At 59.1% G+C, this 22,047-nt stretch carries 27 protein-coding genes; 12 read left to right on the top strand and 15 right to left on the bottom strand.

Annotated features, from left to right (window positions below; all coding sequences use genetic code 11):
* The first annotated feature begins 146 nt into the window (after positions 1-146).
* Entirely contained in the window at positions 147-281 is a 135-nt protein-coding gene (locus FHX15_RS31460) for a hypothetical protein (RefSeq protein ID WP_312861820.1), read from the top strand.
* A 183-nt stretch (positions 282-464) separates the two neighbouring features.
* Here the strand turns inward: FHX15_RS31460 and FHX15_RS12700 are convergent, their stop codons facing one another.
* A complete protein-coding gene (locus FHX15_RS12700; RefSeq protein WP_184397536.1) occupies positions 465-1,229 on the bottom strand; it encodes an SOS response-associated peptidase in 765 nt (254 codons plus the stop codon).
* 95 nt (positions 1,230-1,324) lie between these two features.
* Entirely contained in the window at positions 1,325-1,645 is a 321-nt protein-coding gene (locus FHX15_RS12695; protein ID WP_184397906.1) for a YnfA family protein, read from the bottom strand.
* 106 nt (positions 1,646-1,751) lie between these two features.
* On the opposite strand from FHX15_RS12695, the gene FHX15_RS12690 reads away from it, so the two are divergent.
* The 8 genes from FHX15_RS12690 (at position 1,752) to FHX15_RS12655 (ending at position 6,823) form a co-directional block, all read left to right on the top strand.
* Positions 1,752-2,168, top strand: coding sequence for an NUDIX hydrolase (locus FHX15_RS12690; RefSeq protein WP_184397534.1), 417 nt, complete (start codon positions 1,752-1,754; stop codon positions 2,166-2,168).
* A 52-nt stretch (positions 2,169-2,220) separates the two neighbouring features.
* The gene (locus FHX15_RS12685) at positions 2,221-2,682 is read left to right on the top strand and encodes a TIGR02301 family protein (protein ID WP_184397531.1); all 462 of its coding nucleotides are present in this window, start codon (positions 2,221-2,223) and stop codon (positions 2,680-2,682) included.
* A gap of 103 nt (positions 2,683-2,785) precedes the next feature.
* Positions 2,786-3,043 carry a hypothetical protein gene (locus FHX15_RS12680; RefSeq protein WP_184397529.1) on the top strand — a complete coding sequence of 86 codons (258 nt, stop codon included), beginning with the start codon at positions 2,786-2,788 and terminating at the stop codon, positions 3,041-3,043.
* A gap of 19 nt (positions 3,044-3,062) precedes the next feature.
* Positions 3,063-3,818 carry a hypothetical protein gene (locus tag FHX15_RS12675; protein ID WP_184397527.1) on the top strand — a complete coding sequence of 252 codons (756 nt, stop codon included), beginning with the start codon at positions 3,063-3,065 and terminating at the stop codon, positions 3,816-3,818.
* Positions 3,819-3,888: 70 nt separating this feature from the next.
* Positions 3,889-4,728: a YgfZ/GcvT domain-containing protein gene (locus FHX15_RS12670; protein ID WP_184397525.1), complete on the top strand. Its 840-nt coding sequence runs from the start codon at positions 3,889-3,891 to the stop codon at positions 4,726-4,728.
* On the top strand, positions 4,725-5,333 hold the full coding sequence (locus FHX15_RS12665; RefSeq protein ID WP_184397523.1) for an HD family hydrolase: 609 nt from the start codon (positions 4,725-4,727) through the stop codon (positions 5,331-5,333). The genes FHX15_RS12670 and FHX15_RS12665 overlap by 4 nt, the downstream gene beginning before the upstream one ends.
* Entirely contained in the window at positions 5,330-5,860 is a 531-nt protein-coding gene (locus tag FHX15_RS12660; protein WP_184397520.1) for a tyrosine phosphatase family protein, read from the top strand. The genes FHX15_RS12665 and FHX15_RS12660 overlap by 4 nt, the downstream gene beginning before the upstream one ends.
* A gap of 54 nt (positions 5,861-5,914) precedes the next feature.
* Complete coding sequence (locus FHX15_RS12655; RefSeq protein ID WP_184397518.1) at positions 5,915-6,823, top strand: mechanosensitive ion channel family protein; 909 nt, start codon at positions 5,915-5,917, stop codon at positions 6,821-6,823.
* 1 nt (position 6,824) lies between these two features.
* Here FHX15_RS12655 and FHX15_RS12650 read toward each other — a convergent pair whose 3' ends face one another.
* The gene (locus tag FHX15_RS12650; RefSeq protein ID WP_184397515.1) at positions 6,825-7,340 is read right to left on the bottom strand and encodes a superoxide dismutase family protein; all 516 of its coding nucleotides are present in this window, start codon (positions 7,338-7,340) and stop codon (positions 6,825-6,827) included.
* 135 nt (positions 7,341-7,475) lie between these two features.
* Positions 7,476-7,805 carry a hypothetical protein gene (locus FHX15_RS12645; protein ID WP_184397513.1) on the bottom strand — a complete coding sequence of 110 codons (330 nt, stop codon included), beginning with the start codon at positions 7,803-7,805 and terminating at the stop codon, positions 7,476-7,478.
* Between the two features lie 460 nt (positions 7,806-8,265).
* On the opposite strand from FHX15_RS12645, the gene FHX15_RS12640 reads away from it, so the two are divergent.
* From FHX15_RS12640 to FHX15_RS12630, 3 genes are all read left to right on the top strand, one after another.
* Positions 8,266-10,170: a bifunctional diguanylate cyclase/phosphodiesterase gene (locus FHX15_RS12640; RefSeq protein ID WP_184397511.1), complete on the top strand. Its 1,905-nt coding sequence runs from the start codon at positions 8,266-8,268 to the stop codon at positions 10,168-10,170.
* A gap of 173 nt (positions 10,171-10,343) precedes the next feature.
* Positions 10,344-10,988, top strand: a complete 645-nt coding sequence (locus tag FHX15_RS12635) for an HD domain-containing protein (protein WP_184397509.1) — start codon at positions 10,344-10,346, stop codon at positions 10,986-10,988.
* A 40-nt stretch (positions 10,989-11,028) separates the two neighbouring features.
* The gene (locus tag FHX15_RS12630; protein ID WP_184397904.1) at positions 11,029-11,886 is read left to right on the top strand and encodes an MOSC domain-containing protein; all 858 of its coding nucleotides are present in this window, start codon (positions 11,029-11,031) and stop codon (positions 11,884-11,886) included.
* Positions 11,887-11,892: 6 nt separating this feature from the next.
* Here the strand turns inward: FHX15_RS12630 and FHX15_RS12625 are convergent, their stop codons facing one another.
* From FHX15_RS12625 to FHX15_RS12575, 11 genes are all read right to left on the bottom strand, one after another.
* Positions 11,893-12,888, bottom strand: a complete 996-nt coding sequence (locus FHX15_RS12625) for an aldo/keto reductase (protein ID WP_184397507.1) — start codon at positions 12,886-12,888, stop codon at positions 11,893-11,895.
* A gap of 99 nt (positions 12,889-12,987) precedes the next feature.
* Positions 12,988-13,758, bottom strand: coding sequence for a DNA repair protein RecO (recO, locus tag FHX15_RS12620; RefSeq protein ID WP_184397505.1), 771 nt, complete (start codon positions 13,756-13,758; stop codon positions 12,988-12,990).
* Positions 13,759-13,863: 105 nt separating this feature from the next.
* Positions 13,864-14,352 carry a response regulator gene (locus FHX15_RS12615; protein WP_184397503.1) on the bottom strand — a complete coding sequence of 163 codons (489 nt, stop codon included), beginning with the start codon at positions 14,350-14,352 and terminating at the stop codon, positions 13,864-13,866.
* 315 nt (positions 14,353-14,667) lie between these two features.
* Positions 14,668-15,420 carry a Crp/Fnr family transcriptional regulator gene (locus FHX15_RS12610; RefSeq protein ID WP_184397500.1) on the bottom strand — a complete coding sequence of 251 codons (753 nt, stop codon included), beginning with the start codon at positions 15,418-15,420 and terminating at the stop codon, positions 14,668-14,670.
* Positions 15,421-15,724: 304 nt separating this feature from the next.
* The gene (gene era, locus FHX15_RS12605) at positions 15,725-16,663 is read right to left on the bottom strand and encodes a GTPase Era (RefSeq protein WP_184397498.1); all 939 of its coding nucleotides are present in this window, start codon (positions 16,661-16,663) and stop codon (positions 15,725-15,727) included.
* Between the two features lie 8 nt (positions 16,664-16,671).
* The gene (rnc, locus tag FHX15_RS12600) at positions 16,672-17,385 is read right to left on the bottom strand and encodes a ribonuclease III (protein WP_184397496.1); all 714 of its coding nucleotides are present in this window, start codon (positions 17,383-17,385) and stop codon (positions 16,672-16,674) included.
* Positions 17,382-18,125: a signal peptidase I gene (lepB, locus tag FHX15_RS12595; RefSeq protein ID WP_184397494.1), complete on the bottom strand. Its 744-nt coding sequence runs from the start codon at positions 18,123-18,125 to the stop codon at positions 17,382-17,384. The genes rnc and lepB overlap by 4 nt, the downstream gene beginning before the upstream one ends.
* 112 nt (positions 18,126-18,237) lie before the next feature.
* Positions 18,238-18,642, bottom strand: a complete 405-nt coding sequence (gene acpS, locus FHX15_RS12590) for a holo-ACP synthase (protein WP_184397492.1) — start codon at positions 18,640-18,642, stop codon at positions 18,238-18,240.
* Positions 18,643-18,673: 31 nt separating this feature from the next.
* Entirely contained in the window at positions 18,674-19,264 is a 591-nt protein-coding gene (locus FHX15_RS12585; RefSeq protein WP_184397490.1) for a DUF2062 domain-containing protein, read from the bottom strand.
* Between the two features lie 145 nt (positions 19,265-19,409).
* Positions 19,410-19,559 (bottom strand): DUF3563 family protein, encoded by a 150-nt coding sequence (locus FHX15_RS12580; RefSeq protein WP_184397488.1) that lies wholly within the window; start codon positions 19,557-19,559, stop codon positions 19,410-19,412.
* A 195-nt stretch (positions 19,560-19,754) separates the two neighbouring features.
* On the bottom strand, positions 19,755-21,989 hold the full coding sequence (locus FHX15_RS12575) for a RelA/SpoT family protein (RefSeq protein WP_184397486.1): 2,235 nt from the start codon (positions 21,987-21,989) through the stop codon (positions 19,755-19,757).
* Positions 21,990-22,047 lie beyond the last annotated feature (58 nt).

The raw sequence follows: 22,047 nt of genomic DNA, 5'->3' as shown, positions 1-22,047 counted from the left end.
TATTAACGAACGCAGGCTTCGGGTAAGCCTCGCGAATTATGGTCTATGTTTACATTTCCTGATCGGCGATGCCTCTCTTTTGTCGCTATTAAAGACAAAAGAACGAGACAGATAAAATTCTAGAGAAAACACGTAAGGAGAGTATCGTGACCTCGAAGAAGTCGGAACAGCAGCAGGCAGCAAAGCCGGATCTGGCGACCAACTACCGTCCGCTCGGAATCAAGGCCGTGGCTGCGGCCTCGCTGATGGCAAAGCCGGCACCGGTCAAGAAGCTCGCTTAAGCGGGCACGAAGAAGCGCACGAGCAATCTGATTGCCAGCAAGCTCATAACGATGCCGGATAAGTGGCATCCGGAGCCCGTCATGCGGTGGGTTGGCAATAATGGGCTGCGGAGACGCGCCCTGGCCGGAACCGGACCAACAAAAATCACGGGATCTTCCATTCAGCGGATAGTGGGTTCAGCTTCAGAAGAAGCTGAGCTGAGCGTCGTCAGAAGTTTTCTTCTGCAGCTGCTTCGGCACCTTTTCGAGCGGCACGGGATCCTGAAGATCCGGCCCCATATTGGCGACCTTGTTGACCTTGTCGGAAACCGGAATCGCCTCGAAGAAATCCTCCTGAACCGGTCGCATCAGGTCAACGACCTCGCGCGGCTCCTGCGTCTTGCAGTCCAGCCAGCGGGAAAAATCCTCCGGCTGGATGACGACGGGCATGCGGTCATGGATTGAGGAGATCGTGCCGTTGGCCTTGGTCGTCAGGATGGCGCCGGTATCGACCTCCGAACCATCGGCCGAGGACCATGTTTCCATGAGACCGGCAAAGGCGATAACACCGCCGCGGCGCGGCCGGATCCAATAGGCCTGTGCCCTCTCGCCGCTTTCCTTCGAAGGGCGATGCCATTCATAGAAGCCGGAGGCAGGTATGAGGATGCGCCGATGGCGCATGGCGGCGCGGAAAGAGGCCTTGCCGATTGCGGTTTCCGCGCGCGCATTGATCAGCAGCGGAAACTCCTTGGGATTCTTGACCCAACCCGGCATGAAACCCCAGCGCACCAGAAGCGCACGGCGGTCCGGCAGATTGCTGCCCGGTTCCTGCCCCTCACCGGCGACAACAATGAGAATCGGCTGTGTCGGCGCGATATTGTAGCGCGCCGGAAAGCCTTCCAGTTCGGCAAGGCTGAAAGTCTCAGCGATATCCTTGACTACTTCTGTCAGGGCAAAACGTCCGCACATGGGGATGTCTTTGCATCGTGCCCGGCATCGGTCAAGGCGGTTTGCCCTTATGCAATTGCGAATGGGAAAGCGCTGCACATCTTTCGCAGAAGGCTTTAACTGCGTGGCGCAAAGAGGATGATCGCCGTGCCGGCGAGGCACATCATCGCGCCCCCGATGTCCCAGCGGTCGGGAACGCGGTTTTCCGCCAGCCATAGCCATAGCAGCGAAGCGACGATGTAGATGCCGCCATAGGCTGCGAACGTGCGCCCGGCCGCCTCGCTCGGCACCAGGGTCAGCAGCCAGGCGAACAAGACAAGCGAAACCATGCCCGGCGCCAGCCACCAGACAGGCCTCGCCAAGCGCAGCCAAGCCCAGAAAGCGAAGCAGCCGGCAATTTCGAAGAGAGCGGCAAGGGCATAGATAAGGTAGGTCAAAGACACCTCACAGGAATCACGCATTCATATTCCACGCATTGCCGACGGTTGCGCAAGGCGAGCCGGCCGTGGGATAAGGCAGCATCACAGCAAAGCGCGCAAAGCAATGACCTCCCAAGCCAAACCCGCCTCCTCCGCCATCCTCGAACGTGATGGCCGTTTCCTTCTCGTGCTCCGGCGAAACCCGCCTTCGGCCGACATGTATGCCTTTCCCGGCGGGCGGGGCGAGCCCGGCGAAACACCCGAGGAAACGGCGCTACGGGAATTTTTCGAGGAAACCGGTATTCAGGTGCGTAACCCGCGCCTCTTTTCCACCTACGACCTGAAGACACACGCACCGGATGGCAGAGTCAGCAGCCATTTCTTTCTGTCGGTCTTCCGGGTCGAGGCGGATCGCCATCTTGTGGCCGAAGCCGCCGATGATGCGGCTGCGCTCGGCTGGTACAGCGTAGACGAGATCCGCCGCATGCCGGTGCCGCAAAGCGTGCTCGAATGCGCTGAACGCGTTGCGGCCGGCGAATGAGGTTCCTCGTGAGAATAGAAGTGGAAAGTGCCGTATTCGCCTTGTTCCTGTCATGCTCCCTGTATCAACTGAGAGCATGATTCCCGTTGGACGCGTTGTCTTGTCATGTCTCGTCGTTGCCGGCCTCGCCTGGGCTGGTCCCGCAATGGCACAGGGTGGCAAGAATGCGCCGCCTTCGCCGCCAGAGGAAGTCGCACCGCAGGCCGTGACGGTGCCCTATGACGACAAGCTAGCGCGGCTGGCGGAGGTCTTGGGTTCGGTACATTACCTGCGCACGCTCTGCAAGGCGCCGGGCGCGGACGAATGGCGGGCCGACATGCAGCAACTGCTTGATTCTGAAACGAATGGAGAGCCGCAGCGCAAAGAAAAACTGACCGCAGCTTTCAATCGCGGATACCGGGCTTTTGCCTCGGTTTATACGGATTGCACGCAGGCGGCCATCGTGGCAGAAGAGCGCTACCGTAACGAAGGTGCAACACTCGCGACAGAAATTACCTCACGCTTTGGAAATTAACGTTTAATTAACCTGTTTTCGCATGCGGACGTGTCGTTTTGGGAAAAGGCTGTTAGTGTTGTTAACGTAGCGGTAAGACATGAGAAGTTCTGAGGAAAAGATAATGGAACCAAGCCTCAACGACATCGACGACATGATCGTCCACGAAAAGATGCAGGCGGCTCTGGAATACCAGAACGAGGCTTGGGCCGACGGCATGGCCGATGGTATCGAGCCTGAAATCATTGCCGATGCTGCGATTGCTCACGCGCTGCGCGAGACGATCAGACTGCATGGAGAAGGTAGCGCCGAGACCTTGCTGGATTCGCTGCGCGACCGCATGCTGGCAGGTGAGTTTTCCACCAACCGGACCCTGCAATAAGGGCAATACAGAGAGTCTCATGCGCACCGGTAAAGATATTTCCTCGCGAATCCCGCTCGCGCCGGTCCTGCTCGCCGTCGGCCTTGCCGCAGGCAGCATACTATGCGCTTCTTCCGCCTATGCGCTTTCCGAACTTCAGAAGGTTCCGGGCCAACCCGATGCCCCCGCGACGACGGCGCAACAGGGTCAGACACAGCCCGCTGCACCGCAGAACGGTTCTTCCGGCATTCCAAAGCCCGATCCGCTCGTCAACAAGGACAATGGCCAGAGCGTCGATAAGACTCCGGGCGCATCCGACAACTCCAAGCCCGTCGAAGTGCTCTACGACATCAGCAAGGTGCCGGAGCCGGTGCGCAAAATGCGCGAACAGATCGTCGAGGCCGCAGCATCCGGCGATCTGGAACGCCTGCGCCCGCTGATGAGGACAGGTGCCGATCAGACGCAGGTGACCGTCGGGGAACCGACGGACGATCCGATCGGCACGCTGAAGGATCTCTCCGGCGATCCCGACGGGGACGAAATCCTCGCCATCATGCTCGATGTTATTTCGACCGGCTTCGTGCATGTCGGCCAAGGCACGCCTGAGGAGATGTATGTCTGGCCCTATTTCGCCGAGAAAGACCTGAAATCGCTGACGCCGCCGGAACGCGTGGAACTGCTGCGCATCGTCACTGCAGGCGATCTCGCCGACATGCAGGAGTTCGGCGGCTATAATTTCTATCGCCTCGGCATTGCGCCTGATGGTAAATGGAAGTTCTTCACCGCCGGCGACTGACGCCGTGACGCTTGCACCGCCAGCCTCAAAGACCTACCTCTGAGCGATCACCAACGCGACAGGTTTCGCCATGCCAGCCGTATTCCTGAAAGACCGCTCGCTCATTGCTGTTGGCGGCGCGGAAGCAGAATCCTTCCTGCAAAATCTCATCACCACCGACATCGTTTCGATGAGTGCCGAGGAGGCGCGGCCGGGTGCGCTGCTGACACCGCAGGGCAAGATCCTGTTTGATTTCGTGATCTGGCGTGACGGTGACGGTTTCATCATCGAAACGGATGCGGCCCAGCGCGAAGCCCTGCTCAAGCGGCTGGCCATGTACCGGCTGCGCGTGCCGGTGACGCTGACGTCTGTCACAGAGGACGGCGTGACCGTTTCCTGGGGCGAAGATGCCGGCGAAGGTGTCAAGGACAGCCGGTTCGCCAAGGCCGGCGTCACTGTTCTGCGCCGCGCCGGTCATCATGGCAGCCACCATGCGACCCTCTACGACGCGCTGCGCATCGAGAATGGTATTGTCGCGTCAGGACCCGACTATGCGCTCCAGGATGCTTTTCCCCATGATGTGCTGATGGATTTCAATGGCGGCCTCTCCTTCAAAAAGGGCTGCTATGTCGGTCAGGAAGTGGTGTCGCGCATGCAGCATCGCGGCACGGCAAGACGCCGGGTCGTGACTGTTTCGGCCGATGTTGCCCTGCCTGCCAGCGGCACTGAAATCACAGCCAACGGCAAGCCGGTCGGCACACTCGGGTCCGTCGAGGGCACGAGCGGACTGGCGATCGTGCGCATCGATCGTGCCGGCGAGGCGATGGCCACGGGCACACCGCTGCTTGCCGGGGATGTTTCCGTAACGCTTACCCTGCCGGCATGGTCCGGCCTCAGCTTCCCAACCTCCTCGGACGAGGCCAGCGCGTGACCGCTGCTAAGGCTCCACGCGCCTGGCAACGCATGTTGTCCGGCCGGCGGCTCGATCTGCTCGACCCCTCGCCGCTCGATATCGAGCTGACCGATATTGCCCACGGGCTCGCACGCGTCGCCCGCTGGAACGGCCAGACGTCCGGCGACCATGCCTTTTCCGTTGCGCAGCACTGTCTCGTCGTCGAATTCATCTTCCGGCATTTCAACGAAGCAACGCCCAGTGATTGTCTGATGGCATTGCTGCACGATGCGCCGGAATATGTGATCGGCGATATGATTTCACCCTTCAAGGCCGTTGTCGGCGGCGGATACAAGATGATCGAGAAGCGGCTGGAGGCCGCCGTGCACCTGCGCTTCGGCCTACCGCCGCACCCTTCCCGCGAGCTCAAGGACAAGATCAAAAAGGCCGACACGATCGCCGCCTATTTCGAGGCGACGGTGCTCGCCGGCTTCACACCCGTCGAAGCGCAGAAATTCTTCGGCCAGCCGCGCGGCATTTCCACAGATATGCTGTTGATCGATCCCCTTCCCGCGATCGAAGCACAGCGGCTCTTCTGCGAGCGTTTTTCCGAGATCGAGGCAGAGCGGGGCATGAAGCCGTGACCGTGATCGTGGTTTCTCCGCTCGCGCGGATCGCCGAAATGGCAGTCCGGCACAAGGCGCGCGAGATGATCAGCCTGATGGCCAAGGAGCAGGCCTTTCACCGGCCGGGCGTCATCCAGGCTGACCGGCATCTTCTGCTCAACATGAACGATATTGCCTTCAAGGGCACGGGCGATCTCGTAGCACCCGACGAAAATCATGTGCGGGCCATCATCGATTTCGCCGCCGGCTGGCAGCAGGAGACACCGCTGCTCGTCCATTGCTGGATGGGCGTATCGCGCTCACCCGCGGCGGCGCTGATTGCGGCGCTGTCGCTTGCACCTGAGCAGGAAGATCTGGCGCTTGCCCGCCGGCTGCGAACGGCCTCGCCCTACGCGACGCCGAATGCCAGGATTATCGAAATCGGCGATGCGCTGCTCGGCCGGCGCGGCCGGCTCGTCGATGCCATCAAGGCAATAGGCCGCGGCGCAGAGGCCGACGGCAACGCGCCTTTCGTGCTTTCTATCCGGGACAATACAAACGGTTGACGCTCCTGCCCCTTGCTCCATCTAGCCCTCGACGCGGCATTCGAGGAGCAAATAATGGAACAGCAGGCCTCTGACTTCATCATCGCAACCCGTTCAGCGCTCGGTCAGGCGAGTGCGCTTGCAGTTCAATATTCCTTCTCCATCGTCGGAGCGATCATCCTGCTCATTGTCGGCTGGGTGCTTGCAAGTCTCATCAGCCGCTGGGTCTATGAAGGTATCTCGCGCGTGCGCGGCATCGACGTGACGCTCGCTCGCTTCTTCACCAATGTCGTGCATTATGCGCTGCTGGTGCTGGTCTTTGTCACCGTTCTCGGCCAGTTCGGCGTGCAGACGGCATCGATCATCGCAGCTCTCGGCGCCGCCGGCCTTGCCGTCGGTCTGGCGCTGCAGGGCACGCTGCAGAATATCGCAGCCGGCATCATGCTGCTCGTGCTGCGCCCCTTCCGCGTCGGAGAATATATAGAGACGAGCACCGTTACCGGAACAGTGCTGGAGATCGGCCTTTTTGCCACCGAACTGAAGACTGGAGACGGTCTCTACCGGCTGGCGCCCAACTCAACGCTCTGGAACACGCCGATCACGAACTACAGCCGCCAGCCGACCCGGCAGAACGAAGTGAAGATCAACATCACTCATCAGGAGGATCTCGATCTTGTCATGGAGATGCTGATGAAGCTTGCGACCGCCGACAAACGCGTACTCAAGACGCCGGCGCCAAGCGTCTTCATCGATAGTCTCGGCGACAGTGCGGTCGGCGTGACGTTGCGCTACTGGTCATCGACCGGTGACTGGTGGGACCTCAGTCGTGACATCATCAAGCGCGTCAAGCATGCCTTCGACAGGAAGCGCGACGTTGGCGACGCTCCGGCTCCGGTTTCGAGCGCTCCCGTTTCCGAACCGGCATCAGAGGAAGCGCAGGTCAGGGTTTCGGGCCGCAAGGCATCCCCCCAAACGCAGCCATAATCTATTTGATCACGCCGCAGGCGATCCTGTCGCCGGCGCCGCCCGCCGGCTGGCTTCGGTAATCGTCGGATTCGGCATGCACCATCAGCGCACGTCCGCGCACGCCATCCTCCTTGCCGTCGAGGGAGACCATGCTGTCGAAGATCTGGGCGCGCAGGATACCGTCCTTTCCGACATACTGATTCGGCAGATCACCGGCGTGCGGCCCCTTGGCGGCCAGGAAGCCATGCTCGGCTTTGGTCGGGTTGAAATGGCCCCCGGCCGATTGATGATGGGTGGCAGCGTCGCAGCGGCCGGTTTCGTGGATGTGGAAGGCAACCCATTTGTTGGCCGGCAGGCCGGAGATTTCGGCTTCGATGAACACCCCGCCATTGGCGGCAGCCGTCAGCGTGGCGCGGCCGGCCTCCTTGCCGTCAGGGCCAACGAAATTTGCCGTTGCCGTCTGCTTGTCCTGCGCAAAGCCTTGGGACGTCGCCGCAAGCAGGCTAAGCGCGGCGATAATGGATATGATTTTCATCGAGTTTTCCTTCCGTTAGGCCCTGCGTTTCGGACCTGTGTCCGAGCGCCCCAGGAAGGAAAAGTGTTACTGCCTGGAGAAAAGGCAAGGAAAAGCCGGCCACGAGGCCGGCTCAGGCAGGCTGACTAAAAAGCGTCAGGCAGCGAATTCGCCGTAAGTATTGCGATAGAGCAGCATGGCTTGATCATCGCCATCGGAGGCAACTTGCTGCAGCGCAAAGGGAATGGCTGTGCCCGTCGCCGAACCGTTGTCGCGATAGTCCATCATGAGCGCTACGAGGCTGCTCGAATATTTCGGCTGCGAATTATCAGCATCCTCGTCTTCGAGAAATTCCCTGATGATGCCGGGCTTCTGATCCGCTGCCCGCTCGCTGCGGCTCAATACGCCGTCGCCATTGGCATCGAGCCGCGAGAGCGTTGCCAAATATGCATAAGAGATGTCTGAAACTGATGAAAGAGCAGTCATACAAACCTCCGCTCACCGCGTCTTCCGGCGAGAGTCTGTACGCAGTACGCGGGTGGAAAATATCTAGGACGACTCGTTGACTAAACTGATTTGCACGCTCGGTCAATAAGCTGTTAACTCTCGGTTAATCATAGTTGACAAAGCGTAACCGCCCGCCCCGGCAGCAGTTTTCATTCGCCTCATAAATCCCAGTTTCTTCGTTATTTCAGCGTTTTGCCAGATACAAGCAAATTGCCGGCCGGGTATAAACAGCTACCCCGTTGCAACCGATTGTTAATAGGAGCGGTAGAAGATGCCGCTTGCGAGTTGTCGGAAATAGCCACTTGCTACTTACAAAAATTGATTTCTTTGCGTACTTTTTGAAAGGTCTTTTTATGTCCGGCGCGATATGGCACCTTTGCCAATCGAAGGCCTTTTGCCATGCTTCCATCGCAACCTTCCCGCGAAGGGATCCTTGCGTATGAAAGCTGAGACACTTTTCTGGCAGCAGTGCGCGCAGGCCGTCAATGAGGACGGATCGATCGATGCAGAGCATTTGATGGAGCTCGTCATTGCCGCCTATCGCAGCCATCAAGGCGAATATGATGAAATTGAGCATAGCGCCAAGACGCTGCTCAACGAAAACCGCAAGCTGAAGAATGCGATCAGTTCCAGCACACAGGCGCTTGCGGAGCAGCGCAGACTCTTCGAAATCGTCCTGAACAACCTGCCGCTCGGCCTCAGCGTATTCGATGCGGGCCAGCGACTGACCCTTTCCAACCGGCGCTTTCGCCAGCTCTTCGGATTTAGCGAAGACGACATCGCGCCCGGCGCGAAGATTGCCGACCTGATGCAGAAGACGCGCGGGAGGGAGCAGACCGACGCCAGGCCGCGTGGAAAAAAGGAAAGTCAGGAAGCCTCTTCGAAGACAGGGCGCATCCGCAGGCGCGAATGGCTTATGGATGACGGCCGCATCATCCAGAGCGTCGTCACTATCCTTGCCGACGGTAGCAACATCGCCATCCATGCCGACATTACCGAAGACCGCAAGGCTGCCGAGCGCATTACCTATCTTGCCCATCACGACCCGCTGACCGGCCTGCCGAACCGCATCCGATTCCGCGAACAGCTTGATGTGGCCCTTGCCGAGCGCAAGAAAGACGAGCAGATCGCGCTCGTGCATCTCAATCTCGACCGGTTCAAATCGATCAACAACACGCTGGGTGTGTCGGCCGGCGACAAGATCCTGCAGCAGGTCGCAGAGCGCATCCGGGCCTCGGCTGGTTCAGAGAATATCCTTGCCCGTCTTGGCTCGGACGAATTCGCGATCCTTCAGAGGCACCGTCAGCAGCCATGGAACGTCACCGCGCTCGCCGACCAGATCCGCCGGGAGCTCAGCGAACCCTTCTTCCGCGGTGACAAGCAGGTGGAACTCAGCGTTTCCATGGGCATTTCGATCGCTCCTGACGACGCTGTCGAGACTGACAAGCTATTGCGCAACGCGGCAGTCGCCCTTTCCCACGCCAAGGCCGACGGGCGTCGGCACCAGCGCTTCTTCACCGTCGAGATGGACGAGAAGATGCAGGCCCGCCATGCGCTGGAAGCCGATCTGCGTGCCGCCGTGCTGAACGGTGAATTCGAGCTTCACTACCAGCCGCTCTACGACCTGACGCATCATCGCATCTGTGGCTTCGAGGCGCTGATCCGCTGGAATCATCCCGTGCGCGGCCGCGTTTCGCCGATGGAATTCATTCCGCTGGCTGAAGAGGTCGGCCTCATTGTCGATATCGGGCGCTGGGTTTTGCACCGCGCCTGCAACGATGCAGCGCAATGGCCCGAGGACATCAAGATTGCCGTGAATGTCTCGGCCATCCAATTTTCGACCGGCGATCTGCAGCAGTACGTCAATGAGGCACTTGCAGCCGCAGAGCTCTCGCCGTCGCGCTTGGAACTGGAGATTACCGAAAGCGTGCTGATGGAAAATCGCGATGAGGCCTTGCCGATCCTGCATGCACTCAAGGAGCGCGGCATCCGCATTTCCATGGACGATTTCGGAACCGGCTATTCTTCGCTGAGCTATCTCTCGAGCTTTCCCTTCGACAAGATCAAGATCGACAAGTCCTTCGTGAACGACATCGTCGATCACAAGGAAGCGCATGCGATCATGCGCGCCATCATCCTGCTCGGCGATGCGCTCGGCATGCGCGTGACCGTGGAGGGCGTGGAAACCGCAGAGCAGATGGCGTTGCTCGAACGCGAGGCATGCGACGAAATCCAGGGCTATTATATCAGCCCCCCAAAACCGTCCGAAGACGTTGCCCTCATGCTTTGCATGCCCCCGAAAAGGAACGACAGCATTGAACCATTCGCTACGCTCCAGCGCTGACTTCGGCATGTTGCGACTCGCCTGCCAAGCCGTTATCGACGGAATTCGAACCCGTTAGAGCGCCGTCCGCCATTCGAGGCACAAAGGACGCTCTAACTCCTTGAATCGACGCATCAGGCTTCCGAAGATCGTTTCCGATTTTCGGGCCGATGCTGTAAAAACCGGTGAGGACGATGTTCAGGGCCGAAGCCTTCTCTCCCCACGAGTCCCTGGCGGGGGAGCTCATTCCACATGCGACCGAGGGTGACGACGGGTCGCACGACCTTGCCCATATCCTACGCGTCTTCCGCAATGCCATGCGCATCCACGCTGCGGAAGGCGGCAACGCGCATGTGCTGGCAGCTGCCGTGCTGCTGCATGATTGCGTCGCCGTCGAGAAGAATTCACCTTTGCGCGCCCGGGCGTCGGCACTCGCCGCTGAGAAAGCCTCGCAGATACTGAAAGAGCTCGGATGGAGCGACGATAATATCGCCGATGTTGCCCATGCGGTGACGGCACACAGCTTTTCGGCTAACGTTCCGCCGGAGACGCTGGAGGCAAAAATCCTGCAGGATGCGGACAGGCTGGATGCCATCGGTATGATCGGCGCGGCACGTTGTTTCTATATCGGGGGACGACTCGGATCGGCCCTTTACGATCCTTTCGATCCATCCGCGAAGGATCGACCGCTCGATGACAAGCGGTATGTGATTGACCACTTTGAGACGAAACTGTTCAAGCTGGCAGATGGTTTTCAGACACGGACCGGCCGCGAGCTGGCAGCCGCCCGCGACAGGAGCCTGCGCGACTTCCTCGCGGCATTCATGGACGAGATCTAATTGGACGAAATGTAATCGGAACGAAATCTAGGAGCCTATGATGCGTGTCAGCGATCTCTTCATTTACCCGCTCAAGAGCGCCCGCGGCATCGCGCTGCCCTCTACGGATATCGACACCTATGGGCTGCCCGGCGATCGGCGTGCGATGGTGACGGACCTGGATGGGCATTTCATCACGCAGCGCGAGCTCCCTGCCCTTGCTCGTATCGGGGTGCGGCCCGAGGCCGGCGCCTTCCGGCTGCTGATGCAAGGCAAGCCTGAGATCGCCGTGCCGCCACCGCATCCGGACCGGCGGCTGGACGTCGTCGTTTGGAAATCAGCTGTCAGCGCGGCCGTTGCCGACGATGAGAGTAACACAAAGCTTTCGGAATGGCTCGGCCGTGATGTGAAGCTCGTCTTCTTCGATGGCCAAGCTCAGCGGACGGCCAGTGCCGAATGGGCGGGTGAAGGCTCGCCAGTGACTTTTGCCGACGGCTACCAGATTCTGGTGACGACGACGGGATCGCTGAAGGCGCTTAACGCCGATCTTGCTGCCAATGCCGAAGGCAGTGTCGGCATGGAGCGTTTCAGGCCGAATATCGTTGTCGATACCGACGAAGCCTGGGCGGAAGACCGCTGGGCCGCAATCGAGATCGCAGACATCCGCTTCGACCTCGTTAAGCCTTGCTCCCGTTGCATCATGACGACGCAGGACCAGTCGACGGGCTCACGCGACGTGCCAAACCCGATGCCTGCCATGGGCCGCATCCGCATGTCCGGCGACCGACGCGTACCTGGCCCGCTTTTCGGCTGGAACATGACCCCGCGCGGCAATGGCAGGGTCACGATCGGCGATGAGGTGAAAATCATCGAGGCACGGCCGGAAGGCTGGCCGCTGAAGGTTCGGGTGCGAGGATGATCTTCCTCAAACCCGTGCAAGCGCGGCGTCGATCTCCGCCATAACATCGGCCGGCAATGGTCCCTTTTCCAAGGCGCCGGCATTTTCTTCGACCTGGGCTACCGTCCGAAAACCGGGAATCGGCAGGGTGCGCGAGGAACGCGCCCACAGCCAGGCGAGCGCGCCCTGTGTCAGCGTGCGTCCGCCTGATGTCAGCAGGCTGCGCACAGCATCGAGCCTTGCCGCAAATTCCGGTGCGATGCGGCCGTCCTTGAAATAGACCATCCATTCGAGAGCTGCGCCGCGCACATCCTTGGCACCAACCGCCTTATCCGGCGTGAACTTGCCTGTCAGCAGGCCCATGGCCAGCGGACCGCGGTTGATGGAGAGAAGACCGTTCTTTTCGATGACATCGATCATCTGAGGCACGGGCTCGAAGACGTTCATCGTATGCTGGATAGAGACGAAGCCAGGACGACCGGCTTGGCGGGAAGCGCGATCGGGAAAATCCGTGCTCCAGCCGAAGGCATCGATCTTGCCCTCTCCCCGCAGGCTTTCAAGCGTATCGAAGACCGCGTCAGACTGGTCCAACGGAAAATCGTTGATGTGGAATTGCAGGAGATCGAGACGTTCACGCTTCAGCCGGCGCAGGGACGTTTCGACGGACTGGCGGATGAAGGCCGGATCGGCAAAAGCTCCGGTCGCCTGCTTCGTTTCCGGATTGGTTGCAAAGCCGAATTTGGTGGCAATGACGATATCGGGGCGGTTGCCGATCGCTCGCCCCAGAATCTCTTCCGAATGGCCGGCACCATAATTGGAGGCCGTATCGAAGAAGCGAATGCCAAGGTCGATCGCACGGTTGATGGCTGCTATGGACTCATCGTCGTCCACCTCCCCCCAGCCGAGCGGCGTCTCGCCCGCAAAGAAGGGACCGCCGATCGCCCAGCAGCCCATGCCAAGGCGGAGAACCTGCTGCCCGTTCCAGAGCTTGATTGTGGTCGATGTTTCCGGCTTAGTCAGCATGGCTTCCTCCTTGAGCGTTCAGTCGAAGGAGAGATAGGAGGGCGAACCACGGCGGTAAACCGCCAAAGTTGAAAGGTGTTTTGCGGAGATGAAAAACGCTCAGGCAGAAAGCTCATCCGGCCGAGAAAGCGTCCCGCGAGCCGGGTTCAGTGCCTTGAGTGCCGCCTGGACGAAACCCTCGCGTGCTGCCGAAGCCTCCAGGCCACGGGGCTCATAGACATGGCGATGCAGAAAGAATCCAGTCAGACGGAATGCTGCCGTCAGGCTCTCGAAATCGGCCGCAGTGTTTTTCTGCACACTCAGGAATGCCGGCAAAATCAGCATCTTGTCGGCCCAAGGCTCTCCGGCACCGCGACTGACGGCGCGGCCCGATTTCGGTGAGACATAAGCGAGATCGGTGCGGGCTCCGGTCGCGGCACATTCGGTGAGGTCGAGCCCGAAGCCGAGATCGTTCAGCACCGCGAGCTCGAAGCGCACGAAGAGCTCGCCAGCATCGACGGGATTGTGGAGATGATCGAGGATGACTTCCAGCGCCTCGAAGAGATGCGGATGCGGGTCGCGCTCCGGCAACAGGCGCAGCAGCGCGCCCATGGCCTGCACGCCGTAGACGGCAGTTGCCGTCTCCATCAGCCGCCCAGCACGCAGCTTCAGCGGTTCGATACGGAATTCGCCGAGGTGCTCATCCAGCCGGGCACGCCAGATGACTTCCACTTCATTACCTGGCTGCAGCACCGGCTGCATAGTGCGCGAACGGCCGGAACGGACGAGACCGAGATGGCGGCCGCGCTCACGCGTCATCACCTCGGCGATGACGCTCGTCTCGCCGTGGCGCTTGACGCCAAGAATGATCGCCTGATCCTGCCATTGCATCGGAAAACCGTCCTTCAGCCTGCCGATTCACTTTAAAGCCTTTCCTGGCCAGATTGAAGCACTCTGACCGGCGAAGGTTCTACAGCAAGGCCGGCGCCAGGCCGTTCATTCGGCAGGCGACGGGAAAAGCTTTTGGAGGAAGTCGCGCATCGCATCCTCATCGAAAGGCTTGACGAGAAGCGGAACGTCCTGAAGGTCGGTCGGAAAATCCTGAGTATCGGAATAGCCGCTGACGAAGCCGAAAGGGATGTTCGCCTGCGACAGGTCGCGGGCGAAATCGAAGCTCATCGCTTCGCCAAGATTCACGTCGAGAAGCGCGAAATCATAATTTGCAGCGCGGATCGCGTCGCGCGCCTGATCGAGGCTGCTGGCAATATCGATCGCGTCAGCGCCCACGATGCGCAGGATATCTTCCGCCTCCATGGCGATGATCATGCTGTCTTCCAGGACCAGAACACGGGTCTTTGCGTCCATGATCTTCATGCCCCTCGTGAAGCGAGAATTTTGCCGCACCTCTGCCATTTCGTAAATATCATTTCCGCGGTTCCCGCCTGGACCGTTAGGATGGTTGTCACTGCAACTCAATAGCCACATTTTCGCCTCCGGTCGATAAGAACGAAAATCAGAGGAAGGATGGACGACTTTAGTTTTGCCGACGTCGAATGACATTTAAAAAAGACATCAAGGTTGACCGATAAGACTCCAGCGTCAGCGCGTAAAGCGGAAGCGATTTCCGGAAAGATTGATATGTAAAATCAATTAGTTATATCCTTAAATGCTCCGTATGAACGGCGGCTCGAAGAAGATTTCAAAATGCGTCGCAATCTTTTGGATCTGCCTATGCCGCTTTAAGTCCTTGTTTTACGCATATCGTCAGCGCAAAACACCGCACACTTTTGCGCGACACGCCTAAATGAAAGGACGCTTTCCTTCCCGTAGCCCTTCCCAGCCGGCCGCTTGCATGAGGCCTTCCCCGTTCAGGACGTCGCAACCGCGCTCCTGCCAGCGGATCAGGTTGCGTCCTGCAAGCTTTTTCAGCGTTTTGTTGGTGTGAACGATCGAAAGACCAAGCGTATCGGCAACATGCTGTTGCGTGATCGGGATGACATTGCGCCCGTTGAAAAGGCCGTGCCTCCTTGCGCGCTCGAAAAGGAAGGCGATGAGATAGGCGGCTCTCTCGAGCGCCGAACGGCGGCCGATGCTCAGCAGGTGCTCATCGAGAATGCGCTCCTCCTGTGCCGCGATCCAGGTAATATCGAAGGCAAGCGAAGGGTGCTTGTTATAAAGCGTCATCATCTTATCGCGCTCGAAAACGCAAAGCGTTACCGGCGACAGGGCCTCCACCGAATGCTGCATCTCCCCCATGATGGTGCCCTGCAGGCCGATCAGGTCGCCCGGCACGACGTAGTTCAGAATCTGCCGGCGGCCATCCTCCAGCATTTTGTAGCGAAAACCCCAGCCAGAGAGCACCGTGAACAGGTGAGCGCTGTGGGCACCTTCGACCAGGATGGTTGCGCCGGCATCGGCGGCCAACTCCCCTCTCTTGAACTTTGCGACGAATTCCAACTCGTCACGGCTGAACTCGCGGAAATGCGGCAAAGGCCGCAATGGACATTGCTCGCAGGGCGTCTTGAAGGAATGGGTAGGTTTGGCCGTCGCCATCTTTTCCCTGTCGTCGCAAAATCGGCGCTGCAAATTACAGCGCCGCTATCAATGCGCAGACAGGGCGATTCGTTCCTTGGAACAGGCAGCGATTTTTACGTGGAAACAAGGGGCTGAGCGCCACTCGCCGATTTCGTTGTCACTTTAGTGCGTGCGACGATCTCGGCGGCTGCTCACTTTTGCGCGCGTGCTTTTGTTTGCCGCATCTCGTTATCGCAAAACCGATGCTCACTTTTGCGCGACATGCTTTTGTTTGTCGCATGTCGTTATCGCAAAACCGATGCTCACTTTTGCGCGACATGCGTTAGTGCGGGAATTCGAGCCCCATCTCTCGGAAGCGTTCGGGATCATCGCCCCAGTTTTCGCGGACCTTGACGAACAGGAAGAGATGCACGGGCTGCTCGAGGATTTCGGACAGTTCGCGGCGCGACGCCGACGAGATCGCCTTGATCGTTTCGCCGCCTTTGCCGAGCGCAATTTTCTTCTGGCTGTCGCGTTCGACATAGATGACCTGTTCGATGCGCACGGAGCCATCCTTGCGCTCTTCCCATTTCTCCGTCTCGACATGCGAGGAATAGGGAAGTTCCTGATGCAGGCGCAGGAAGAGCTTTTCACGGGTAATTTCGGCCGCGAGCTGGCGCATCGGCAGATCGGAAATCTGGTCTTCCGGATAATACCAGGGACCCTCGGGCAGCGTCTTTGCGAGATAATCCATGACGTCGCCGCAGCCCGAACCGTTCTCTGCGGAGATCATGAAGGTCTGGTCGAACTCCACCTTCTGGTTTGCGGTGGCGGCGATTGCCAAGAGCAGCTCACGGTTGACGCGGTCGATCTTGTTGAGAACGAGGATTTTCTTCTGCGGGACATCCTTCAGACCTTCGAGGATGGCTTCGGCATCGCCGCGCAGGCCGCGTTCGCTGTCGATCAAGAGCATGATGAGATCGGCGTCCTTGGCGCCGCCCCAGGCGGATGTCACCATGGCGCGATCGAGGCGGCGGCGCGGCTTGAAGATGCCCGGCGTATCCATGAATACAATCTGCGCATTGTTATGAATGGCGATGCCGCGGACGATGGCGCGCGTCGTCTGCACCTTGTGGCTGACGATCGACACTTTCGCGCCAACGAGGCGGTTGACCAGCGTCGATTTGCCGGCATTGGTGGGGCCGATCAAGGCGACAAAGCCGGAATGCGTCGGATTGCTTTCAGCGGAAGTTTCTGCCGCCATTTCGTTTTCTTCTGTCATTGATCCCGTCAATTTCCGGCAGATGTCTGCCAAATGCCTTCGCGCTCGAGCATTTTCGTCGCGGCGACCTGTTCTGCAGCACGCTTGGAGCGCTCTATACCCGTCTCCGGTGTAACGCCAGCGACGGTAACAGTCACCTTAAAGCGGGGATCATGATCCGGTCCGCTGCGTTCTTCAACCCGGTAGACGGGTGTAACGCCATATTTGGCGTGCGACCATTCCTGCAGTTCGGTCTTCGCATCACGACGGGCGCCATCGGCGCGCACCGCCCTGCCTTCCCAATAGCGCAGGATGAAGCGGCGGGCGACCTCCAGGCCGCCATCGAGATAGAGAGCGGCGATCAGGCTTTCAACGACATCGGCACGCACGTTCATCATGCGCTTGCCGGTCAGTTTCTTCACATCTGCGCCGGTGCGGATATAGAGGTGGAGATTGAGTTCGTCGGCAACGGCAGCGCAGGTTTCGGCACTGACGAGCTGGTTAAGACGCACCGAGAGCTCGCCTTCGGCCGCAGTCCCGAAAGTGCGAAACAGCAACTCGGCGATGCAGAGCCCGAGAACCCTGTCGCCGAGAAATTCAAGCCGCTCGTAATTGCCCTTGTCGGTGCGCGCGCTGGCATGGGTCAGCGCGCGGTCCAGACGTTCCTTCTCGGTGAATTCATGCCCGATCAGGGTTTCAAGCTTTGCGCGGTCCGCCGCTGAGAGCGTCTGCGCCTTGCTCATTCAACAACCTTGAAGAGGCGATCCCAGCGCATGTTGGTCGGCCATTTCCAGATTTCGCGGAAGGACGTGTCATTGCCCAGCGAAAAGAAGATGACGCTTGCACGGCCGACAAGGTTTTCTGCCGGGACGAAGCCGACATCGAAGCGGCTGTCGAGCGAGTTGTCGCGGTTGTCGCCCATCATGAAATAATGGCCTTCCGGAACAATGAACTCGCGGGTGTTGTCACCGCGCGAAACCGGCGACTGATCAAGCGTGTCGTAGGTCTTGCCGTTATCGAGCGTCTCGCGAAATACCGGCACGTCCTGGCCCGGATCGAGCTTATAGTCGGAGTTGAACGTACCGTCGGGCACCTTCGGAACGGGCTTCCCGTTGACGTAGAGAATACCGTCCGTAACCTGGATGTGGTCGCCCGGCAGTCCGACGACGCGCTTGATGTAATCGACATCGGGATTCGGCGGGAAACGGAAAACGACGATATCACCGCGCTTCGGATCGGAACCGAAAATGCGGCCGCTGAAAATATCCGGCGAGAAAGGCAGCGAATATTTCGAATAGCCGTAAGCAAACTTGTTGACGAAGATATAGTCGCCGACCAGCAGCGTCGGCATCATCGAGCCCGAGGGAATGGTAAAAGGCTGGAACAGGACCGTCCTGATAATCATGGCCAGGAGGAGAGCCTGGATGATGACCTTGATATTTTCCCAGAGGGCATTCGGCTTGGCTTCGACTTTTTCGGACACGCAGTCTTGTTCCTTCAAAACGCCGTAAAGGCGCATTTCTTTCTGATGTTCTCTCTAACGGCTTCGACCGGCGGCGGCAATAACGACGGCATTAAAAGCGACGAGGTCGCTATCATACGGCATCCGGCAGCGCTTCGATGATCACAAAAGCCTGAGCCAAGGGATAATCATCGGTTATTGTCAAATGAATGGCGGCCTTATGGCCCGCGGGCAGCATCGCCTGCAACACAACGGCCGCACCGCCCGTCAGATTCATCGTCGGCTTGCCGCTCGGCAGGTTGACGACTCCCATATCCTTCCAGAATACGCCCTGAGACAGACCCGTGCCGAGCGCTTTGGAGCAGGCCTCCTTGGCGGCAAAACGCTTGGCGTAGGATTCGGCACGGTTGGCACGGCGGTCCGAACGGGCACGCTCGATCTCGGTGAAACAGCGATGCGTGAAGCGATCACCAAAACGCTTGATGGATTTCTCCACGCGCCTGATATCGATGAGATCGCTGCCAATGCCGATGATCATGCGAGGCCTTTCTGGATGAATTTGTTTCGGCTCAGACGGTTGGCATATTGCCGGCGGGATCGGAGAGGCGAAGACGCGCACGCTCCATCAGCCGCGCACGGCGGCGCGTCTGAAAGCCCTTGACGGTGTAAAATGTCAATGCGTAAAGCGCAACCGAGGTGATGGCGCCCGGTGGGATGGCACCGATCAGCATCGGCTCCAGCACCGGCTTCCAGAGCTCCGTGAAATGCAGCTTGTGAAAGAGTTCGGCGAGATCGATCGTCTGGCCCTCTATCTGGGCCTGGCGGCTGAGCAGCAGATGACCGACTTCCCAGGTGATGCCCCAGATGAACGGATAGGTCAGCGGATTGCCGAAGGCTGCGCAGCCAAGGGCGGCGGCCACCATATTTCCCGACAGGAAATAGGCGATGACGAAGGCCATGATGAAATGCACGCCGATAAAGGGTGTCCACGAAACAAAGACACCCGCGGCAAAGCCCATCGCAACGGCGTGCGGTGAGGCAGACAGGCGCAGAACGCGCATCATGATATAGCGTGCAGGGCGCAGAAAACCTTTACGGGGCCAGACAAGCTCCCGTAGCTTTTCCTTAAATCCTGCTGGTTTGCGACGGCGAAATAACATGGCGCGTATTTAGTGCAGGGCACGTGACCATGACAAGAGCGGCAAATGGAACCGCTTAACAAACAGGCCGCCTATTCTTCTTTTCTTCCGAGGGGCGCGGATCATGCATAACGCCCCCTTCCTTACGTCAAGTATATCTCAGCGATTAGCGATTGCGGAAGATGCCGCGATCGATCTGACGCTGACGGTATTCAAGATCAATACGGTCATGCGAGCCGTTGAGATATGCGATTTCACGTTCCTGGGCGGTCGGAGCGCGAAGGGCGCGGGCGAACTTTCTGATCGGTTCAAACATTGCTTTGCCTCATCTTCGTTTCATTTTCTGATGACCAGAAGATAGTCGCGGCACTGGTTAATTACCACCGCTGTAACCTGAGCACAGCCATGCGCTTTGCGCATGGCTTGCCACTCCGATGCGCTGCTTCAGCCATGAAATGATCACAAAATATGCAAAGCGCAATTTTACGTTCGGCAGGACTTTAATAAAATCTTACTCGTAGAGACGCCGGACCGTCGCGATGCAATCCAACTCCTTGAGCTGGGCGAGCAGCTGATTGAGCTGGCGCAAATCCCAGACCTCGACTTCCAGCACCATTTCGGTGAAATCTGTTGCCGCACGGACCGTGTTCAGCATGCGGATATTGACGTCGAGGCTTGCCACCGTCTGCGCCACCTTGGCGAGCGTACCGGGCTCATTTAGTGCATTGACCATGATGCGGGCCGTGAAGCGGGATTTGTTGGCCTCATCCAGATCCCAACGCACGTCGATCCAGCGGTCCGGCTGGTCGTCGAAGCGCTGCAGCGCCGGCGACTGGATCGGATAAATGGTGATACCCTTGCCCTTTTCCATGATGCCGACGATACGATCACCGGGCACGGCCCCTGTCGGCGAGAACTTGACGTCGACATTGCCGGAAAGCCCGCGGATCGGCACGATATCGGGATCGCTCTCGGTGGAGGCACGCTCACCATCGAGGTCGGCCTTGCTCTTGCCGGGGATCTTGAAGATCATGCCTGCAGCGCTGCGGACGTTGAACCAGCCCTCGTCGCCGGCCGGCTTGACCGTGATACGCTCGTCCTGATGATCGGGATAGACGGCACGCAGCACATCGAGGGACGACATCTCGCCGCGGCCGACGGCGGCAATCGCATCTTCCACGTCCTTCTGCCCCAGACGGTGCAGCGCCGGCTTCATGGCTTCACGGGAGAAGATCTTGCCGGCGCGCTCGAAGGTGCGCTCCAGGATGCGGTGGCCGAGGCCGGCATATTGCTTGCGGATCGCCATGCGCGTCGCACGGCGGATGGCAGCGCGCGCCTTGCCGGTGACGACGATCTCTTCCCAGGCGGCCGGCGGCACCTGTACACCGGAGCGGATGATCTCCACTTCGTCGCCATTGTTGAGGCGGGTCACCAGCGGCATGATACGGCCGTTGATCTTGGCGCCGACGGTCGTATCGCCGATATTCGTGTGGACGGCATAGGCGAAGTCGATGGGGGTAGCGCCACGCGGCAGGGCGATCAGCTTGCCCTTCGGCGTGAAGCAGAAGACCTGGTCCTGAAACAGTTCAAGCTTCGTATGTTCCAGAAATTCTTCGGGGCTGTCGCCTTCGGCAAGCGCCTCGATCGTGTGCCGGAGCCAGGAATAGGCGTTGCTTTCGCGCGAAAGGATATCGCCGTCCGCGTTTGTAGCGCCGTCCTTGTAGAGCGTATGGGCGGCGATACCGAATTCGGCGATTTCATGCATGCGCTTGGTGCGGATCTGCAGCTCGATACGCTGCATCGACGGGCCGACGATCGTTGTGTGCAGAGAGCGGTAGTCGTTCTGCTTCGGCGTCGAAATATAGTCCTTGAAACGGCCGGGCACGACGCGCCAGCGCGTATGGACGATACCAAGAGCACGGTAGCAGGAGGGGATATCGTCGACGATGATGCGGAAACCGTAGACATCGGAAAGCTGCTCGAAAGAGAGCGACTTTGACTGCATCTTGCGGAACACCGAATAGGGCTTCTTCTGGCGACCTTTGACATAGGCGCTCGTCAACCCGTTGGCGATCAGCAGGTCGCGCAGTTCGGCCTCGATCTTCTTAACCAGGCCTTCATTGCGCTTCGACAGTTCCTCCAGGCGCTTGGTGACGGTCTCGTAGGCCTCCGGGTTCATGTGCCGGAAGGAAAGTTCCTCCAGCTCCTCGCGCATGTCCTGCATACCCATGCGGCCGGCAAGCGGCGCATAGATTTCCATCGTCTCCTCGGAAATGCGCGCGCGCTTTTCCTGCGACATGTGGTCGAGCGTGCGCATATTGTGGAGACGGTCGGCGAGCTTGACGAGCAGAACGCGCACGTCATCGGAAATGGCAAGCAGGAGCTTACGCAGGTTTTCCGCCTGCTTGGCCTTCTTGGTGACGAGGTCGAGCTTCTTGATCTTCGTCAGGCCTTCGACCAGGCGGCCGATATCCTCGCCGAAGAGCTCGTCGATCTCGGCGCGGGTGGCGGTGGTATCCTCGATTGTGTCGTGCAGGAGGGCGACAGCGATCGTCGATTCATCGAGATGCATGTCGGTCAGGATGGCGGCCACTTCGAGCGGATGCGAGATGTAGGGATCGCCGCTCGCCCGCTTCTGCTGTCCATGCTTCTGCATGGCGTAGACATAGGCTTTGTTCAGCAGAGCTTCGTTGGCATCGGGCTTGTATTTCTGAACCCGCTCCACGAGCTCGTACTGCCGCATCATTCCAAAGCCACTCCAATAAAATAAAAGGGCGCCAATCGCAGATTGGCGCTCACATGGG

Origin of the sequence: Rhizobium sp. BK650 (assembly GCF_014195325.1) — a bacterium.
In the GTDB taxonomy this organism is placed as follows: Bacteria; Pseudomonadota; Alphaproteobacteria; order Rhizobiales; family Rhizobiaceae; genus Rhizobium.
The sequence above is the reverse complement of the archived record's forward strand: the minus strand, read 5'-3'. Positions and strand labels throughout refer to the sequence as shown.

Excerpts from the sequence above, each read along its gene's own strand:
- FHX15_RS12700 (WP_184397536.1), bottom strand. The coding sequence starts at position 1,229 with ATGTGCGGACGTTTTGCCCTGACAGAAGTAGTCAAGGATATCGCTGAG.
- FHX15_RS12690 (WP_184397534.1), top strand. The coding sequence starts at position 1,752 with ATGACCTCCCAAGCCAAACCCGCCTCCTCCGCCATCCTCGAACGTGAT.
- FHX15_RS12685 (WP_184397531.1), top strand. The coding sequence starts at position 2,221 with ATGCTCCCTGTATCAACTGAGAGCATGATTCCCGTTGGACGCGTTGTC.
- FHX15_RS12680 (WP_184397529.1), top strand. The coding sequence starts at position 2,786 with ATGGAACCAAGCCTCAACGACATCGACGACATGATCGTCCACGAAAAG.
- FHX15_RS12675 (WP_184397527.1), top strand. The coding sequence starts at position 3,063 with ATGCGCACCGGTAAAGATATTTCCTCGCGAATCCCGCTCGCGCCGGTC.
- FHX15_RS12670 (WP_184397525.1), top strand. The coding sequence starts at position 3,889 with ATGCCAGCCGTATTCCTGAAAGACCGCTCGCTCATTGCTGTTGGCGGC.
- FHX15_RS12655 (WP_184397518.1), top strand. The coding sequence starts at position 5,915 with ATGGAACAGCAGGCCTCTGACTTCATCATCGCAACCCGTTCAGCGCTC.
- FHX15_RS12650 (WP_184397515.1), bottom strand. The coding sequence starts at position 7,340 with ATGAAAATCATATCCATTATCGCCGCGCTTAGCCTGCTTGCGGCGACG.
- FHX15_RS12645 (WP_184397513.1), bottom strand. The coding sequence starts at position 7,805 with ATGACTGCTCTTTCATCAGTTTCAGACATCTCTTATGCATATTTGGCA.
- FHX15_RS12640 (WP_184397511.1), top strand. The coding sequence starts at position 8,266 with ATGAAAGCTGAGACACTTTTCTGGCAGCAGTGCGCGCAGGCCGTCAAT.
- FHX15_RS12635 (WP_184397509.1), top strand. The coding sequence starts at position 10,344 with ATGTTCAGGGCCGAAGCCTTCTCTCCCCACGAGTCCCTGGCGGGGGAG.
- FHX15_RS12630 (WP_184397904.1), top strand. The coding sequence starts at position 11,029 with ATGCGTGTCAGCGATCTCTTCATTTACCCGCTCAAGAGCGCCCGCGGC.
- FHX15_RS12625 (WP_184397507.1), bottom strand. The coding sequence starts at position 12,888 with ATGCTGACTAAGCCGGAAACATCGACCACAATCAAGCTCTGGAACGGG.
- recO (WP_184397505.1), bottom strand. The coding sequence starts at position 13,758 with ATGCAATGGCAGGATCAGGCGATCATTCTTGGCGTCAAGCGCCACGGC.
- FHX15_RS12615 (WP_184397503.1), bottom strand. The coding sequence starts at position 14,352 with ATGTGGCTATTGAGTTGCAGTGACAACCATCCTAACGGTCCAGGCGGG.
- FHX15_RS12610 (WP_184397500.1), bottom strand. The coding sequence starts at position 15,420 with ATGGCGACGGCCAAACCTACCCATTCCTTCAAGACGCCCTGCGAGCAA.
- era (WP_184397498.1), bottom strand. The coding sequence starts at position 16,663 with ATGACAGAAGAAAACGAAATGGCGGCAGAAACTTCCGCTGAAAGCAAT.
- rnc (WP_184397496.1), bottom strand. The coding sequence starts at position 17,385 with ATGAGCAAGGCGCAGACGCTCTCAGCGGCGGACCGCGCAAAGCTTGAA.
- acpS (WP_184397492.1), bottom strand. The coding sequence starts at position 18,642 with ATGATCATCGGCATTGGCAGCGATCTCATCGATATCAGGCGCGTGGAG.
- FHX15_RS12585 (WP_184397490.1), bottom strand. The coding sequence starts at position 19,264 with ATGTTATTTCGCCGTCGCAAACCAGCAGGATTTAAGGAAAAGCTACGG.
- FHX15_RS12580 (WP_184397488.1), bottom strand. The coding sequence starts at position 19,559 with ATGTTTGAACCGATCAGAAAGTTCGCCCGCGCCCTTCGCGCTCCGACC.
- FHX15_RS12575 (WP_184397486.1), bottom strand. The coding sequence starts at position 21,989 with ATGATGCGGCAGTACGAGCTCGTGGAGCGGGTTCAGAAATACAAGCCC.